The sequence below is a fragment of the Aquirufa sp. HETE-40SA genome, assembly GCF_054558635.1.
The window spans coordinates 396,120-414,936 of sequence record NZ_JBPXKN010000003.1; the positions used below are offsets into that span (position 1 = coordinate 396,120).

The 18,817-nt window shown below is 39.7% G+C and carries 7 protein-coding genes; 2 read left to right on the plus strand and 5 right to left on the minus strand.

The genetic code is table 11. The features are described from left to right. Positions 1–42: 42 nt before the first annotated feature. Positions 43–186 carry a hypothetical protein gene (locus tag ACRZ9O_RS09800; RefSeq protein WP_459458707.1) on the minus strand — a complete coding sequence of 48 codons (144 nt, stop codon included), beginning with the start codon at positions 184–186 and terminating at the stop codon, positions 43–45. Between the two features lie 92 nt (positions 187–278). On the opposite strand from ACRZ9O_RS09800, the gene ACRZ9O_RS09805 reads away from it, so the two are divergent. Beyond that, positions 279–1,322, plus strand: coding sequence for an NAD(P)-dependent alcohol dehydrogenase (locus tag ACRZ9O_RS09805; RefSeq protein ID WP_459458709.1), 1,044 nt, complete (start codon positions 279–281; stop codon positions 1,320–1,322). Between the two features lie 195 nt (positions 1,323–1,517). On the opposite strand, the gene ACRZ9O_RS09810 is transcribed toward ACRZ9O_RS09805, so the two are convergent. From ACRZ9O_RS09810 to ACRZ9O_RS09825, 4 genes are all read right to left on the minus strand, one after another. Beyond that, entirely contained in the window at positions 1,518–1,700 is a 183-nt protein-coding gene (locus ACRZ9O_RS09810) for a hypothetical protein (protein ID WP_459458711.1), read from the minus strand. Positions 1,701–1,890: 190 nt separating this feature from the next. Beyond that, positions 1,891–2,391, minus strand: coding sequence for a heme-binding domain-containing protein (locus ACRZ9O_RS09815; protein ID WP_459458713.1), 501 nt, complete (start codon positions 2,389–2,391; stop codon positions 1,891–1,893). Positions 2,392–2,421: 30 nt separating this feature from the next. Further along, positions 2,422–2,907 carry an asparaginase domain-containing protein gene (locus tag ACRZ9O_RS09820; RefSeq protein WP_459458715.1) on the minus strand — a complete coding sequence of 162 codons (486 nt, stop codon included), beginning with the start codon at positions 2,905–2,907 and terminating at the stop codon, positions 2,422–2,424. A gap of 3 nt (positions 2,908–2,910) precedes the next feature. Continuing rightward, positions 2,911–4,293 carry a hypothetical protein gene (locus ACRZ9O_RS09825; protein ID WP_459458717.1) on the minus strand — a complete coding sequence of 461 codons (1,383 nt, stop codon included), beginning with the start codon at positions 4,291–4,293 and terminating at the stop codon, positions 2,911–2,913. A 146-nt stretch (positions 4,294–4,439) separates the two neighbouring features. Here ACRZ9O_RS09825 and ACRZ9O_RS09830 point away from each other — a divergent pair, with 146 nt between their 5' ends. Beyond that, complete coding sequence (locus tag ACRZ9O_RS09830) at positions 4,440–18,815, plus strand: cadherin domain-containing protein (RefSeq protein ID WP_459458719.1); 14,376 nt, start codon at positions 4,440–4,442, stop codon at positions 18,813–18,815. The last annotated feature ends 2 nt before the right edge of the window (positions 18,816–18,817 follow it).

Sequence of the window (18,817 nt, forward strand, 5' to 3'; positions counted from 1 at the left end):
AGTGGTTTGATTAGCTTGAAGATTATTTTACAACAGTGGCTCTTAACGCTTCATTCGATATTTATTATTAATCGCTTTTACCAATGCAGATTTATAATCGAAATTTTTAGGGAGTTTAATGGAGCCTTTTAACAACAAGGTCTTTGCTTCAAATACTTTATTTTGGAGTAATTTCTTAGTTGCCATTGTTTGTAGGGGTTTGAAATATTTTAAAAATAATTATATAATAAATCTACCTATTTATCTGCTAAATTTACCTTCTTATAAAAAACAAGACTATGATAAAAGTACACGGATATGGCGCGGTAAATCCGCAGGCGCCGGTTGCACCGATTGATTTTGAGCGACGCGATGTAGGTCCCAAAGACGTAAAAATCGACATCCTCTATTGCGGTGTTTGTCACTCAGACATTCACATGGTCCGCTCGGAGTGGGGTCCATCTGTGTATCCGATTGTTCCAGGCCACGAAATTGTGGGCACGATCACCGAAGTGGGAGCTGAAGTAACGAAATTTAAAGTCGGCGATTTAGCCGGAGTGGGTGTTTTTGTGGACTCGTGCCGCGAATGTACCTCTTGCAAAAAGGGCCAGGAGCAATATTGCGACGAGGAGATGACGCCTACCTATAATGGCTATTACCGCGATGGGGTGACGCAGACTTTTGGCGGATATTCATCCACTTATGTCATCGACGAAGCCTATACGTTGCATATTCCTTTTACCAAAGAGCTTGAGCGCGTCGCTCCCCTTCTTTGCGCCGGCATCACAACCTATTCTCCTTTGCGTTACGCTGGGGTGGGCAAGGGCCACAAAGTGGCTGTTTTAGGATTAGGTGGCTTAGGTCACATGGCGGTGAAATTCGCAGCCTCTTTTGGCGCAGAAGTAACCATGTTGAGTACGTCTCCTTCCAAAGAGCAAGACGCAAAAGCCCTGGGCGCTCACCACTTTGCTTTATCCACCGATCCTGCGACTATGGAATCTTTGAAGGGTTCTTTTGACTTTATTTTGAATACAGTGGCGGCGTCACACGATTTGAACAAGTTCTTGGGCTTATTAAAGGTCGAAGGCAAGATGCTTTTAGTGGGAATTCCTCCAGAGGCGGCTCAAGTTTACGCAGCTACGTTGATTTCCAAAAGACGTTCCATCATCGGTTCCATGATCGGAGGCATCGCCGAAACTCAAGAAATGCTAGACTACTGCGCCGAGCACAACATCCTTTCTGATGTCGAAATGATCAACATGAAAGATGTCAATGAGGCTTACGAGCGCGTGATCAAGTCGGATGTGAAGTATCGGTTTGTGATCGATATGAAGTCGCTTTAATCGCTGCGGAGCAGCGAAGTCATGACGATGTCATTTAGCCATCGCTTCGCGATTTAGTCACGGCGAAGCCGTTTAGTCCGAAGCGGCGACTGGAGTGCGTATAGGCACTTTTAGTTGAAATAACTTGCAAAGTATACAAGTCGATTTTCAGGTGTTGACAGATTTTGTCAATATGCGAAAGTCGACTTTTTTAGTTTACTCAATTTGTGGTTTTGGGATTGGGTAGTAAGTATCTTCATATTGTTTGACTAGCAATAATACTCTCTCTATGTTTACTCCATCCGGGCTGTCGATCGGATGGTTCTTGTCTAATTTTAGATCTAACCAATTCAGGCACTCTTGATATTCAATATCGGATTTGATTGCTTTCAGTTTCATAGTGGTTTATTTAAAAAGAGTGGAAAACAAATTCAGGTATTGACAAAATCTGTCAATACCTGAAAATCCCTCTCAGTCCCTCGAGGTTTATTTCACTAAATAGTGCCATTAGGATCAGCAGAGGAGCATTCGCCCTCCGGACTCCGGACTAATTTCCTTCGGACTAGACCGCGGCGCAGCCACGAAGCGACTAGCCGCGCGGCCTCGGCTTCATCTTCAAACTATCTGCCGGATAGCTTGCTTTCAACATTGCCATTTGAGACTTAGCCCAGTCTACAATTTTCGTGCGATCAGCCTCGGTTAATTTGGCATTACTATGCAAGCCAAAATATGTGTAAGACGGCATTGGCATCTCGCACTCTTCTACTTGCTCGATTACTTCTTCTAACTTGTGGTTCTGAACCGCGATGGGCAGCTTTGTGAAGGAAGAAAAATTCAAATGCTTTTTCCCATCATTCACATGGTGATCTAGCCAAAAACCAACTGGCTGTACCGAACTATACCAAGGATAGGTCGATTTATTCGAGTGGCAATCATTACAGGCATTCGTTAAAAGGACTTTTACGTCCCCTGGAACCTCGTACTTCGTTTCGATGGCGTAGGTATTATCGTTTGACAGGTTTTTCTCCGTAGGGACGAATTGGATGGCGATTAATACGACGATTAATCCGGCGATGATTTTGTTTTTCATGACTAACAGGGTTTGTGTACTTGCAATGTATTAATTAATTGTCTCGAATTCTCCTTTTTCTAGGTTCTTACGTACATTATTCGCGCCAAAAACCTTTCCATTCATCGAAATGTAGACTCCGGGTTCGAGGATTTGTAGGAAGGCCAAAGCGCTTCCTAGGTTAAACATCCCATCCGAGCTACCAAATTTATAGGGGATCATGGCGCCGGTGAGGACGATGGTTTTGGCTAAATTCTGTGCAGCCAAATACTGGGCCGTTTGTACCATCGTATCTGTTCCGTGGGTAATTAAAATGCGATCTACAGAGGCAGAGGCGCAGGCGAAAGAAATGAGTTGGCGATCTACCTCATTGAAATCCAAGCTGTCTTTCATCAGTAAGGTATCGATCGAAACAGCGAGTCTGCTACGGCCTTTTTCGAGCATCTCGGGCAGGTGCGTATCCTTAAAAAACAGCGCCCCATTCAGCTCATTATATTCCTTGTCAAAAGTCCCGCCGGTTACAAAGATTTGGATCATAAACTACGTGTTCAAAAACTCCTCACTCACCTTAAAATATTGCTTATTTAAACGATATACTTTTAGGCGAGAATCGGTGTCAGATTTTTTGAAAATAATGAAATTAATGTCGACCTGAAGGATTGCTTTTAGCTTCAGATTTAGCTGATTTAAAACGTCATTTTTGATCCGAATATTGTGTGAAAAATGGACACCTTTTTGTTCGACTAATTCTAGTATTTCAGAGTTAGGAACGTCATCTTTTTTTAATAGAAGGCGAAGCACCCTAAGTTCATTTTCTTCGAAATTAATGGCCGCTTTTCCGAGGCACAAAACACCGTCTTTGTCTTTAATTATTCCCCTTTTAGCAGGGCGGAATTTTAGCGCAAAGTAAATAATAAGAGTAAAGAGGATTAAGACAATCAGCGCTTTTACATAGTCAGGATATTGCAGCCATAAATCCCGTTTTATAAACGATTCTTTGCGAAGAGATTTGCCTAAAAACTGTTCTATTGGCAGTGAAACTAATTCGATATCTCCTGTGGAGTGGTCATTGGCGAAATAATAGATTCTCCCATTTTCTACAAAGGGCTTGAATTGGGTAGATAATTTAGATGACACCGCCTCATTCTCAAAAACTTCATAGCTATCATCGGTAAAATTCACCCGTATAATCCTGCGTTCTTCATTGAATGCAACGAAGTAATTTTCGTATTGAAAGTTTTGTAAATTGTTGCCAAAAAACACGGCGGTTTTCCCTCTATTTTCCCAGGTTTTAGACCTTAAATTAAAATGCCAAATATCATGGGTTCGTTCGAATTTTAAATTATCAAATGGGTTAATTGTGACACCATTAAAATAGGTAACATCATCGCCACTTTTAAACTGGTTTACATCAAAAAGTCCAGGCGGAACTTGATACCCTTGAACCGGTGAATAATTCTCCCATTCTTTGGAATTTACATCAAAATAAGTGAAGAAATTTCGAGCAGACCAAAACCCATATCCACCAAAACGGAAGATGCGATTATCATGCACAAAATGCGTGCTATTAATCTGCATTTTATGCTCAAATGAATGATCAATTCTTACGAGCTCATTGCCCCTAATTTCATAGACGATACCCCCTAAATTTTGGGTGATAAATAACTTATTATTTATTTTATTTAGTGTAAAATCAGTGGCGACAAATTTCTTATAAAAAGTAGAATCACTGAATTTAAAATAGATGGGTTCTGATTCTGTTAGTTCTGGGATTTTAATCGTTTTGTAATGCGTCTTTTCTAATATATATATATAGGGTTTCGCATAGGTGATATTTGCGTTTCCAAATAGCGTTAATCGGAGATTGTCAGATTTAAGAATGAAGCTATATATAAGTAGGAATAATAGTATCTTTTTATTCATTTTTATCCATTTAAACTGTTTTCAAGTTAGTTTTTAAATTGTTAAAACATAAAAATTATTTATTTAACGGTTATATGTATCATATGTGCATATATTTTATTGACAATTAAAATTGTAAACTTTACATTGAATATTTATAATATTTTATGAAAAAGTTCTCCTTCTTACTTGTATTGTTGGCCTCAATCTCTTCTTTGGCCCAAAATCCAGCTACATTGCCTATTGGCGCTAAAGGCCCAGGCGGTGGTTTTATCTATTATGATAAAGGAAACTGGGATAATGGCTGGCGCTATTTAGAGTCAGCTCCATCTAAGTGGAACGGGACAAATTTAGATCCTAAAGCTGCTTATGGAGCTAATGAACTCAACAACACGAGTGTTGAGATTGGTACAGGTAAGGCAAATACAGCGATTATCGGCTCATCTTCTAACTTTAAAGATCTTATATCCGCCTATAATGCTAAAAAAGGGAATGCTGGAGATTGGTTCTTGCCTTCTTTAAAGGAGCTTCAAGAATTGTTGAAGTTTTATGAGTTGAGTGCTGAGAACAAATTTATTTTTGGTTCTCCTCTTAGTACAACAGATTTTTCATTGCAGTCTTTTTGGTCGTCATCTCAGTCAGGGACCCAAGTTGCGAGTGCTTCAAGAGTTAATTTTTTCACAGGTGCAACAGCAGTTGATGATAAATCTAGTAGTTTTTCTATTCGTCCTAGTCGTTATGTAACGAAAGCCGATTTAGATCCGACTGTTAAAAGAGAAGTGCAATCAAATGCCGCTTCTATTCTCTTGTTAAAAAATCAAAGTGCAATCATTCAATTAGTTGAAAGCCAATTAACCGGCGCTACGTATAAAATTACTAGTTTATCAACTAAAGGTAAGCTTTATCAACTAAATGCTGATTTAACAACAGGCTCAGAGATCACTACGGTGAATACACTTGTATCTAATACAGATAGAAAAGTTTTATTTGTTCCTACAACAGGCGAATTTGGAAATGATTATGCTGAGTTTTCATATACTGCTGCTAATTCTACAACGACCGAAACAGCTGTTAAGGTATTTGTTTCTGTTCAGGATTCTGATTCTGATAACGATGGTATTCAAAATATTTATGAATTAGCGAGTGGTTCAAATCCACAATTTAATGAATCACAAGTTTCTATTTCAGCTATTGCTGAAACAGTAATTTCAGAGACCTCCGGAACAAAAGAGGTGGTAGCTACCATTCCAGCGGCAACTACACGTGATATTATCGTCGATTTACGCCTTTCAGGAACGGCGACGGATCAAAAAGATTATAAATATGATTATGCTAAACTTGGGCAAACAACCTTTTTAGCAGGAGGGTTAGAAGGGTATGTTAATTCAACTGTTGCCGCTGATGCAAAATTTGGATTTAACAGAGGTGTTAATATAGATGATAAAGGGAATGTATATGTCACAGACAACAATAATCATAGAATTCGTAAAATAGATCCATCGGGAGTAGTTTCCACATTCGTGGGAGGGGCTAATCAATCAGTAAAAGATGGGAAAGGGGAAGATGCAGAGTTAGTTTCTCCGGAGTTTTTGGAAAAAGATACAGAAGGGAATTTTTATTTTGTAGATGGAGGGGGACGTAATATTATTAGAAAGATTACCCCTTCAGGCATCGTTTCGACCTTAGCAGGAAATCTAAATGATAATACGAATAAAAATGGAACAGGGACTAATGCGACATTTACTACTATTCGTGATCTTAAGTTAGATGCACAAAATAACATCTATGTATTAGTGCAAAATCAAGGAAGTGGTTTTACTAATAGTTTCATTCGTAAAATTACCCCTTCTGCTGTAGTAACTAATTACCATAAAATTGTAAATAGATTTGTCACTACATTCGACTTAGCTAGTGATGGTTCCGTGTTTTATTCAAATAGCGGGTCTATCATAAAGTCTGTGGCAGATACGTCTGGTACTTCCACTGAAACGTTTGTTTATACCGGCCTTAATTCTACTAAAGATTCTTGGAATGGATGGTATACGAATTTTATGAGATTGGGTAAAGATGGCCAGCTTTATGTAGATCTTGGAGGTAGTTATGAAAAACATAACATCATTAAGTTTACATCTACCCCAACTTCGAATGGCGGGAACCCAGTTTCGCCTCTATTCTTAACGTCTAATTTAACTACTAATAATAATGCCCGGGTTGAAGAATTACGATTTACAATAGCTGAAAATGGGGATATTTTTTATCCAGAAAAATATTCGGATGCAATAGCTGAAAAAGCATATTCTAAAGTTAATCGGATAGATTTTGGTCCTAAAATTATCATTCCTGCGGGTTCTACAATGGGTAAATTGACAATTAATACAGTTGAAGATGAAAGTGATGAAGAGAACGAAACAGTAGTTATTTCCCCTAGTGTTGTTCAAAATGGAGTAATTTCTGGGAATGCTAGCAGAACATTAACAATTACAGATAATGATGCCGCACCTCAGATTTCATTTAAATTCTCGGCACCGTTTATTACAGAAAACTCACCTACCAGCGTCGACTTAGTTGCTTACACAAGCACAGTTTCAGGAAAAACAATATCCATTACCTTTAATACAACGGGATCTACCGTTAGTGAGACCACGAAATTCGTTGTAGATAAGAAGACGATTACTATACCAGCTGGCTCCCTTTCTGGGAAGCTTACTATCTCGACTAAAGACTTGAATGATTCTACTATTGAGGAACTAAAGAAAATTGTCTTTAACGTAGTAGGCACGGTAGCGGATGCTTCAGTAGTATCTAATACAGTTTCACTAGATTATCAAAGTGATGATAACCCTTCTGCTACTTTTGCATTAGCAGCATCTAGTATTACTGAATCTGGTTCTACAAGTTTAACGGTGACTTTATCTCAGAAAGCGGCAAGAGACGCCGTATTTGATATTGATTTGAAAGGAACTGCGACTAAAGAGGTAGATTACGAATCAATTTTTGATAGTAAAGGAACTGGAAAACTTGTTGCAGGTGGTAATGGTCGTGGTGGAGCAAATAATCAACTAAATGATCCGCTAGGAGTTTTTGTTACTTCGAATGGAACAGTTTATGCTGGAACCGCAGATAATCCTAAAGTAACGAGATGGGCTCCAGGAGATACAATTGGAACAGTTGTAGCAGGAGGCAATGGTTGGGGCAATAGCCTAAATCAGTTGAGCGGCCCTTGGGGGATATTTGTTGCGGCAAATAATGATGTTTATGTGTCTGACCATAATAATCACCGTGTAATGAAATGGGCTTCAGGTGCAACTGCAGGAGTTGTAGTTGCCGGAGGAAACGGCGAAGGGGATGCCGCAAACCAATTACGTTGGCCTACGGGTGTTTATGTGGATGCAGAAGAAAATGTGTATGTAGCAGATAGAAATAACAACCGGGTTCAACGTTGGGCAAAAGGTGGGACAACGGGAACAACTGTTGCCGGGGGAACAGCATTTAATGACAATAATAATACGAATCAATTAAGTAATCCACAGGGCTTATTTGTGGATGCTTCTAAAAATGTATATGTATCTACTAATTGGAACCACGCTGTTCAGAAATGGGCGCTAAATGCAACATCACCAACAATTGTTGCTGGAGGGAATTGGTATGGTAGCCAATCTAATCAATTAGCAGATGTACAAGGAATTTATGTGGATAATTTAGGTACCTTATATGTGGCGGATCAAAATAATCACCGGGTTCAAAAATGGTTAGTAGGGGCTAATAAGGGTATTACAGTGGCCGGCGTAAATGGTAATTCGTCATCCGAATTAGGGAAATTGAATTCACCTAGTTCTGTCTCTTTTGATGGAGCTGGAAATTTATACGTAGCAGAGAGAAATAATCACCGTGTACAAAAAATTCAATTGAATCCTCAAATTAAAGTTCCAGCAGGTTCTTTAACGGGTTCGATGACTTTGAAAGGTATGCGGGATGCTATTTCTGATCCGAGTGAGACGGCGATAGTGAGTATCTCAACCGCTTTAAATGCAACCATTAGTTCAACGGTTTCGACTACTTTATCTATTAATGATTCGGATCCTGTACCTTCCGTTAGTTTTACATTAAGTAACACTAAGATTACAGAAAATTCAGATTCCGATGTTGTATTAACAGCAAGAACTTCTGTTGCTTCAAGTTCCGTAATTTCGATTACATTTAATACGGAAGGATCTACGGCTTCTTTAACCTCTGAATTTGTCTTAGGCTCAAATTCAATTGTAATTCCATCGGGTCAAACCACGGGTACTTTAACCATATCAACCCGCACCTTAACGGATACCCTAGTAGAGCCACTGGAAGATATCGTTTTAAATGTGGCCACTATTGAGAATGCAACTGCATCCAATAGAAGCGTTACCTTAAAATTAGAAAGTATTAATAATCCTAGCGCCGCTATATCACTAGGTTCAGCGAGTATTCCAGAAAGCGATAGTACAAATGTAGTATTTACTTTATCGGGTCGAGCATCACGTGATGCTGAGATTGAAGTGGCTTTATCAGGTACAGCCCTTATTGATAAAGACTTTACCTTAGAGTACCCGGGTAAGGGAGACGCTAAAACTGTAGCCGGAGGGAATGGCAATGGTAATGAAAACAATAAAGTAAGCGATCCACTTGGACTTTTTGTATCATCGAATGGAACCGTATTCGTTTCTAATAGTAGTAATCCTAAAATTACAAAATGGGCACCAGGGGCAACCACTGGAACGGTTGTAGCTGGTGGAAATTGGTGGGGAGCAAACCTCAATCAATTAGGAAATCCTTGGGGAGTATTTGTTGCCGCTAACGGAGATGTCTATGTATCAGATCATAATAATCACCGTGTGGTTAAGTGGGCTCCAGCAGCGACGCAAGGAGTTGTTGTGGCAGGTGGGAATGGAGAGGGTTCAGAGCCTAACCAATTACGTTATCCTACAGGTGTTTTCGTTGATGCTGAGGAGAATATCTATGTAGCGGATAGAAATAATAATCGTGTTCAAAAGTGGGCAAAAAATGCAACTACAGGTGCAACAGTTGCCGGTGGTAGTGATTTCAATAATCAAAATAATGTTAACGTATTAAATAACCCTCAGGCAGTATTTGTTGATGCTGATAAGAACATCTATGTTACCACTGGATGGAATCATGCCGTTCAAAAATGGGCTCCAGGGGCAACTCAACCTACAATCGTGGCAGGGGGTAACTGGTACGGTTCCGCTCCTAATCAGCTAGCAGACCCAAGTGGTATTTATGTTGATTCGGATCAAAATGTATACGTATCTGAAAGAGATAACCACAGGGTTACGAAGTGGGCTCCAGGCGCAAAGACTGGTAATGTTGTCGCAGGAGGTCTAGGAGATGGTTCTTCAGTCGCTAAATTGAGCCGTCCATCCGGTGTCGCTTTAGATGCAGAGGGGAATTTATATGTATCCGATCAGTCAAATCACCGCGTTCAGAAATTTGGCAAAAATCCAATTATTGCTATTAAAGCGGGGGATTTAACAGGTCAAATTAAAGTTAAAGGTGTAAATGACCTAACAGACGAAGATAACAAAACGCTAATTTTAACTCCTACTACTGTTACCAATGTGGCGCTTAGCAGCAGTGCCTCTAATACCATTACTTTTGTCGATAATGATACAGCTCCAGTGGTGTCGTTTAAGTTTAGCTCTACTACTATTGTAGAAAACTCTTCTACAGATTTAGTATTGACAGCAACACCTTCAATAGTTTCGGATAAAGACATTACGGTATTGTTTGAAACATCAGGAACTGCGGTTGCCTCTAGTGAGTATACTATTTCAAGTAATACAATTACTATCGCAAAGGGCAAAAGCTCTGGTTCGCTAACTATTTCAACGCGTAATCTTAATGATACTACTGTAGAGCCATTAGAGAGCATAGTGTTTGCTGTTAAAGCGATAACGAATGCGACGGCTCAAACAAGTACAGTGACTACTTTTGTAGAAAGTGACGATGCGCCTACTTATTCTATCGCTAGCTCAAAAGCAACGATAACAGAGAAAAATACTACACAAGAGATAGAGGTTAAGTTGCCTACTGCCGCATCTAGAGATGTCATTGTAGAATTAGGCCTTGAAGGTTCAGCTAAACTTTTAGCAGATTATGATATTGACTTTGATGGCAAGGGGGAATCAAAAGTAGTAGCTGGAGTTAAAGGTGATGGAAGAGAATATGATAAAATTGGAGATCCTTCCGGGATTTCTGTTTTGCCTAATGGTACTATGTATATTTCATCTAGGAATAATGCGAAAGTTACGAAATGGTCTTTAGGAGACACCGCCGGGATTCTGGTTGCAGGAGACGATCAAAATGTGGGTCCAAATAATCCAATTAGAGATCCAATAGGAGTTTTTGTTGATAAAGATGAAAACTTGTATGTCTCATCAGGAATTTATCATACTGTAGTGAAATATAACAAAGGGTCATTAGTTGGAGTGATAGTTGCTGGTAATCAAACCCCTGGCAATGAGGCAAATCAACTTAGTTATCCACAAGGATTATTTGTAGACGCTGCCGGAACTATTTATGTTGCGGACAGAAACAATAATCGTATACAGAAATGGGCTAAAAATTCAGCCGGGGCTTACACCACGGGAGAAACTGTGGCAGGTGGAAGTACCTATAATACAGGAACGGAAACGGCTAAATTGAATAGCCCAGGTGCTGTATTTGTAGATAAAGCAGGCAATGTTTATGCGGCATCTAACTGGAATCATGCGGTACAAAAATGGGCGCCAGGTGCTACGCAACCTGAAATAGTTGCAGGCGGTAACTGGTGGGGAAGTCGTGCAGATCAATTAGCGAATCCCGAAGCAATCTATGTGGACGATGAAGGAAACGTATTTGTGGGTGAAGGTGGCAATGGTCGCGTCACTAAATGGGCTCCAGGAGCAAAGACAGGAGTTGTCGTTGCTAGTGGAATAAATAACCTTACCGCAATGTCCTTTGATGGCAAAGGAAATCTTTACGTTGTAGAGCGTAATAATCACCGTGTGCTTCGTTTCTTATTGAATCCACAAATTGTGGTAAAAGCGGGGGATCTTTCTGGAAAAGCAACAATCACAACGGTAGATGACGCTATCGATGAAGAGGATGAAACCATCATTATTACAGGTAAGAATGTGACTAATGCAACAGCTGTAGGAACAGTTTCCACTACGCTTTCGATTTCTGATGATGATCTTGCTCCTGTAGTGAGATTGAGCTTAAGTCGTCCAAGAATTGTAGAAAATGCCGCTAATGATTTAGTCCTAACCGCTTCAATGTCCACGGTGATTAATGCAGGCACAGCTTCCAATACTGGAAGTACACCTAATAACTCACCTGCAAACATGTCTTATACGGTTCCTATAGAATCAGGTAAAGAGGTGGCGTTAACTTTTGTAGTATCAGGCACTGCAAGTGAAACTACAGAATACAAGGTATCATCTAAGGAGTTGAAGATAGCCAAGGGAGCATCTTCTGGTACGATAACTATTTCAACAAAAGGGTTAGATGATACCACAGTCGAGGTGCTTGAATCGATTAAGTTTAAAGTAAGTGCCATAACGAATGCTACGGTTGCAATAGATTCGGTGATTGCCTTATTGGAAAGTGACGATAATCCTGTGGTAACTCTTTCTACTGATTTGAAGGATTTCCCAGAGCATAAATCAACATCTATCTTAGCGAAGCTTTCTGCACCATCTTCACGCGATGCGGTATTAAGTTTTGGATTTACGGGACAAGCAACACTAAAAGAAGATTATATCGTAGACTTCCCGGGTAAGGGTAGCACAAAAGTTGTTGCGGGTGGAAATGGCCAAGGGAATGAATTCAACAAGGTTGACTATCCAGAAGGGATGTTTGTTACTCCAAATGGTACAGTTTATGTTTCTAGTAATAATAACCCTCGCGTAACCAGATGGGCACCGGGCGATACAACAGGAACAGTAGTAGCCGGTGGTAATTGGTGGGGTAACAACTTAAATCAATTACAAAATCCTCGTGGTATTTATGTGGATGCCAATGAAAATGTTTTTGTAATAGATAACCAAAGCAATCGAGTAGTTAAATGGGCTAAAGGAGCCACTGCGGGTGTGGTTGTTGCCGGAGGAAATGGTTCTGGAAATGCGCTTAATCAGCTAGGTAATTCGAATGGATTATTTGTGGATGGGTCAGGCAATATCTTCATTACTGACAATGCCAATAACCGAGTTGTTAGATGGGCCCCTAACGCTACAACGGGTACGTTAGTAGCTGGAGGCGATACTTATAATTCAGCTCTTACACCTTCGGAAAATAACCTTAGATTGAATTGGCCACAAGGCTTGTTTGTGGATGCGACAGGTAATGTTTATGTTACAACTAACCATAACCATGCTGTTCAAAAATGGGCTCCAGGTGCTACAAAACCAACGATTGTAGCAGGAGGTAATTGGTTTGGTTCTGCTCCGAATCAATTAGGGGATCCGCAAGGAATCTATGTAGATGCAAAAGAGAATGTATTTGTTGCGGAAGCGGCTAATGGTCGCGTAACAAGGTGGGCTCCTAATGCTACAGTAGGGGTTGTGGTTGCTACAGGAATTAGTCAAGCAAATGGTATAGGTTTTGATTCGGAAGGCAACATGTATGTGACTGATCGGATGAATCACCGCGTATTGAAATACCAGCTTTCTCCACAAATTATTATTCCAGCTGGGGCGTCTGAAGCTAAACTTACGATTCAAGGTTTAGACGAAGATTTAAATGAGGAAGATGAAACCATTATCGCGAAGGTAAGCACAGCCGTAGGAGCGAATTTAAATGCTACTAGTGAGTTGACCTTAAAGATATTGGATAACAATACAACTTTGACATTGAAGGAGAATCCATTTGTGGGATTAGCTAATGGTGCAGTAGCATGGGGTGATTACGACCGTGATGGCGACCAAGACGTAGCTGTAATGGGAGAAAGTGCAACGACAGGTGCTGTAACAGCCATCTACCAAAATAATCAAGGGGTATTCGAGAACATCAATCCCAAAATCGCCTTCTTAACGGATGGAGATTTATCATGGGTTGATATTAATAAAGATGGATACATTGACTTAGTGGTATCTGGTTTTAATAACAAGCCTCAAACTAAATTATATCTAAATGTTAAAGGCGAGTATTTTGAAGATACTAACGATTACGGTTTACCTCAATTATATGCAGGTAAAATGGCTTGGGGTGATTTAGATAATGATGGTGATATTGATTTAGCTATTTCAGGTCTTGATGAGAGAGATCAATTCCAATTCTACCTATGCTTCAAGGAAGAGGGGAAAGGCAATTTCATTGTAGAAAACGGTAATCTTTCAGCAAATGGAGGAATGATGATGAATCAAAATGGCTCATCTCAAGGGGCATCAGGATTCATTAATGGAGACTTGAAAATTGTTGATTATGATTTAGATGGGGATAATGACATTATTTATTCAGGACAGGCGGTGAGCGGTTCTGCAGTAGGCGGACTTTGGTTGAATACGTATATTCCAACACCGGTTACAAATAATAACAACATGAATAATAATTCCCAGATTCAGTGGAATTTATTAAATTCTTCTTTAGTGGTTGCGAATTTCGGGGCTAATTCACAAGGTAGATTGACTATTATTAATTCTGGTGAAGACGATAAGGGAAACATCATTCTTTCTACGAATAATGGGGCAGCTCTAGGAATCTCCTCTTATTATGATAATGTCGCTCAGCGAAATTTAACAAGATCTCAGTACGGGTTCCCTATGTTGAAGAATGGCGATATCGCTGTAGGAGACTTTAATAATGATGGTAAGGATGACTTAGTCTTTACGGGTGAAGATTCTAAGGGAACACCTCAAACGAAGTTATTTATCCAAACCCCTGAAGGAGGATTTAAAGAATCCCCCGTTGTATTAAAAGGTTTACGTAATTCAACAGCAGATTGGGTGGATTATGATATGGATGGCGACTTAGACTTATTTATTACTGGTTTAGAAGGAAGTGGGTCTAAGACCTTATTGTATGAAGCGGATATTAAGTACAATAAGAATGAGGCACCATCTGCAATTTCAGGGTTAAAAACTGAAAACTTGGGCAATGGTAAAGTCCGATTAAGTTGGAATGCGCCTACTGATGATAAATCAACGACATTAGGTTATGTAGTTCGTCTAGGTACGTCGAAAGGTGGTACAGAGTTATCAAATACGGAAAGCGATTTAGTAACGGGGACTCGTTTAATTGTTAAAACAGCACCTATTTATACTAATTTCTTTGAAACACAACTTGATCCAGGTAATTATTACTGGACGGTACAAGCGGTGGATAATGGATTGAAGGGTGGACAATTCGCGAATGAAGATAAATTCCAATTATTATATGATTGGAAAATCTTAAATCAAGGAGGAATTATTGACCGTTCGATTGCGGCACTCCCTAATCCTGTTATCAAATTAGTCGATGTTGATAATGATAAGGATTTAGATTTAATTTATGGTTCTTCTACTCAATCAGGGATTCCTAAATTAATGAAATTCGATACTAAACGCTTGGCAACGGATAATTCTAATCCACTAAGTCAGGTAGATAAAATTTCGAATGCACAGACAGGGGATATAAATGGGGATGGTAAACCAGATGTGGTTATTAATAACTTATTTGGAACATCGTATGGAATTAAAGTATTCATGACGATTCCTCCTACCACAGCGAACAGTTCGACGAGTACATCAACTACTCCTCCTGCTCCTAATCCAGGTACTGGTACAAATTCAAGTATTTACAACGTCAAGGACCTTGGAGTTGGTTTATTTAGAGCAAAGGCGCGAGTTATAGATTTGAATAATGATGGACAAGCGGAAGTGGTAGTAGCTGGTTTAACAAGTAGCTTCTCTTCTGGTAAATTTAGCTTAGTTGTTTATTCATTTGATAAAGCGACAGGTAATTTCACCCCTACCGATTTATCATCGCAAATTGTCACCTTGAACTCTGCAGTGTTTGATTTAGGGGATATTGATAATGATCAAGATATCGATCTAATTGTGAGTGGATTTAGTTCATCTTCTGGGTACAGGTCATTTGTTTACAAAAACACGACTACCTTAGGTGGAGCGTATACATTTACGGCCACTACTGATAATTTGCTTGCTGTTAAAGATGGTTCAGCCGATTTAATTGACTTTGATTCAGATGGAGATTTGGATGCTGTCATCTCGGGAACTAGCGCGACAGGTGATGTCTTTGAAATCTACATGAATCAAACGAAGCAAGGTAAAACTGGATGGCCTAAATTAAGTAATCTAGGCCTCTTACCTGCTAGAAATAGTAAAGTTGATTTAGGGGACTTTAATGGAGACGGATTCAGTGATTTATTGTATTCAGGTACAATCGAAGGACAAGGTGAAACCACTAAGTTGTCTGAATTCAATCCATTGACTCAAAAGTATGTGGATAGTAAATTTAATGTAAGCGATGTAATTAACGCAGAAGTTGAATTTGGTGATTTAGATGGTGATGGTGATTTAGATTTCGCACTTTCTGGTGAAAATAAAGACAAGGTGGGTACTTATACATTCAGAACTTATGTCAATGTTCGGAATCAATCTGCACAAGTAGCGAAGATAGCCTTGTCTGAAATAGGTGTTATGTCTACAGGAACTACCTCTGCTGACCCAGTTCTAGAGTATGTGGAGAATTTTGGTCCTAGCACGCCAGTTGTTGAATCTCAAACAATTTTAACAGGTGTAACAACAGCAGCTAATAGGACTCCTGTGGAATTTGTTTGGAAGGCAAGTACGGATGATCATACGCCGGTTGAAGGATTAACTTATGCACTTAGAATCGGAACCACTCCAGGTGGCGATGAAATTATGTCGCCAAATGCGAATACCGATGGTACGCGTAAAACGGGGGATAAAGGTAATGCTGAGCATAACTTGAAATGGAGATTGAGCTTACCTAATGGAACGTATTATTGGTCAGTTCAAGCGGTGGATGCTTCTTACGCAGGATCTGCATTCTCTGTAGAAAAGAACTTTGTTCTAAATGCTTCAGGTATTAAGGTTAATGCCACACCAGTTGTGAGTACTAAAGAATTTAGTATCAGAGAGGGTGCTCCTAAGGGAACAGTAGTGGGTAAAGTCTTAGCTACAGATGCTGAAAACCAACCGCTAAGATTCTCCTTATCATCTTACCAGTTAACCTTTGAAATCGACTCTTTATCGGGTATAATTAAAGTAAAAGACCCAGCGGTATTGATTTACAAAAACCTACCTAGCTTAGATTTAGTGGTGGCAGTTTCTGATGGTGTAGGAAGCACAAATGCAACGATTAAGATCAACTTGTTTGACTTATCTAAACCTCCTACCTCAGTTAAGTATCCGGGACCTTTAGTATTTAGTAAAGACTCCCCTATAACAGATGTAGTGCCAGAGGTGAATGGGTTTGCTACCAAATTCAGCATTAGCCCAGCTTTACCAACGGGAGTTAAACTTGATACAACTACGGGTATTATTAACGGTACGCCTACCCAAGAGTTAGCAAAATCAACATTTACGGTAACTGCGTCAAATGCTGCAGGTACAATAACTGGAACGGTAGTTATCACGGTAACAAGGCCTAATAAAGTACCTGTTTTAGGTACTAATACCTTCACGCTTCCTGAGAATTCGAAAGCGGGAACTAGCGTAGGCAATATTAGTGCGACTGACGGCGATAGTGATGTACTGAAGTACAGTGTATTGACCTTTAAGGATGTCTTTGAAGTCGATAGTTTAGCGGGTAATTTAAAAGTGAAGAACCAGGAAAGGCTTGATTTTGAAACGATAGTAAAGTTCACGGTTTCTGTTGCTGTATCTGACGGCATTGCAACGACTGTAGGTGATGTCACGGTTAATATTACGAACGTCAATGAAGGGCCTAGAATCGACCCTGTAACACCGTTAAGTGTTAAAGAAGATTTAGCTATCGCGACTGCTTTAGTTACGCTTAAATCAGTCGATCCAGAAGGCGCGACTACGGTTACATATTCAATAGCTGGAGGTAACGGTGATGGTTTATTCGAATTAAAGAATGGTAATGTCTTGACGTTGAAATCAGCCTTGGATTATGAAACGGCGAAGTCCCATACACTTAAAATTAAGTCAAGTGATGGATCAGCAAGTGATTCGACAAACGTTGTCATTAATGTGATAGACATTCCTAATACTAGCCTAGAACAGTCGTTCAAAGTAAGTGTTTACGATGTCGTTTATGAAGACACACAGGCGAATTTAAATTACAGTTCTTTCATGAGAACGGAATTGGCTAACTCAACCGGATTCGTGTATGAGATTTCTGGAGGAGCAGATGCCGCATTATTTACTATTGATCCTGTAACAGGTACGTTGAACTTCAAGGGAGCTCCTGATTTTGAAAAACCAACTGACGCAAATAAGGACAATGTGTATGAAGTAAAAGTTAAGATCACCAATGCGAAGGATGGAGCCGTTGAGGTACCTTTAGTTACTTCTCAGAAAACATTATTTGTTCCTGAGGCAAAACCTTTGGTAACTCAAATATCGGCTATTGTTACTACTCCAGCTACAGATACAGATGGAGATGGTGTTGCAGATACAGCTGATAATTGCCCTATCACACCGAATGCTAACCAGAAGGACACCGATGGAGATGGACAAGGAGATAGCTGTGATGATTCAGACGGTGATGGAATTTTTGATGATGTAGATAAAGAGATTGGTTCGGCTCCAGGTTCTGTGGTAGACGTAACTGGTGTGGCTATGTTTAGCTTACCAGCAACTAACTACCGTGTTTCTTCATTATCTGCAACTTGTGTGGGCAACAACTCTGGTTCTTTCTCTGTGAGAGTATTGAATACTTCTCTAGATTATACAATCAAGACTACAGGACCAAATTCATTCACTAAAACGGAGATTTTAGAAGGGAAGAAATCAACTACCTACATCTTAGGTAGTTTAGCGAAAGGAACTTATACTGTATGTGTGACAATTGCAGGAAAGACGGGTTACGAGCAATGCTTCGAGGTAACAATTAAGGAACCAGAGCCATTGAAAACGAATAGCGTTGTAGATCCTATAGCTAACACGATTAAGTTAGATATGACCGGGGCGTCTAAATTTAATGTGACTATTAATGGACAAACAGAAACTGTGTTCAGTAACACATTTAGTAAGGCGTTGAATACAGGTCTAAATAGAATCGTTGTTTCAACCGATTTAGCATGCCAAGGCAATTACACGAAAGAGGTATTTATATCTGAGGAAGTGGTAACCTATCCAAATCCTACCACAGGTATCTTCTACGTGAATATTCCTGGCCGCGATTCTGAGGTTTATGTCTCAGTGAATAGTGCTTCATTAATGACGATGTTAGATCAAAAAGTACAAATTCCAGCTTCTAGACAAATCGCAGTAGATTTATCTACTATGCCTACGGGAACATATGTTGTTCAGTTACTAGGAGAGAGTGTACGTAAAACAGTTAAAGTAGTTAAACAATAAGA

Excerpts from the sequence above, each read along its gene's own strand:
- ACRZ9O_RS09820 (WP_459458715.1), bottom strand. The coding sequence starts at position 2,907 with ATGATCCAAATCTTTGTAACCGGCGGGACTTTTGACAAGGAATATAAT.
- ACRZ9O_RS09830 (WP_459458719.1), top strand. The coding sequence starts at position 4,440 with ATGAAAAAGTTCTCCTTCTTACTTGTATTGTTGGCCTCAATCTCTTCT.
- ACRZ9O_RS09825 (WP_459458717.1), bottom strand. The coding sequence starts at position 4,293 with ATGAATAAAAAGATACTATTATTCCTACTTATATATAGCTTCATTCTT.
- ACRZ9O_RS09815 (WP_459458713.1), bottom strand. The coding sequence starts at position 2,391 with ATGAAAAACAAAATCATCGCCGGATTAATCGTCGTATTAATCGCCATC.
- ACRZ9O_RS09810 (WP_459458711.1), bottom strand. The coding sequence starts at position 1,700 with ATGAAACTGAAAGCAATCAAATCCGATATTGAATATCAAGAGTGCCTG.
- ACRZ9O_RS09800 (WP_459458707.1), bottom strand. The coding sequence starts at position 186 with ATGGCAACTAAGAAATTACTCCAAAATAAAGTATTTGAAGCAAAGACC.
- ACRZ9O_RS09805 (WP_459458709.1), top strand. The coding sequence starts at position 279 with ATGATAAAAGTACACGGATATGGCGCGGTAAATCCGCAGGCGCCGGTT.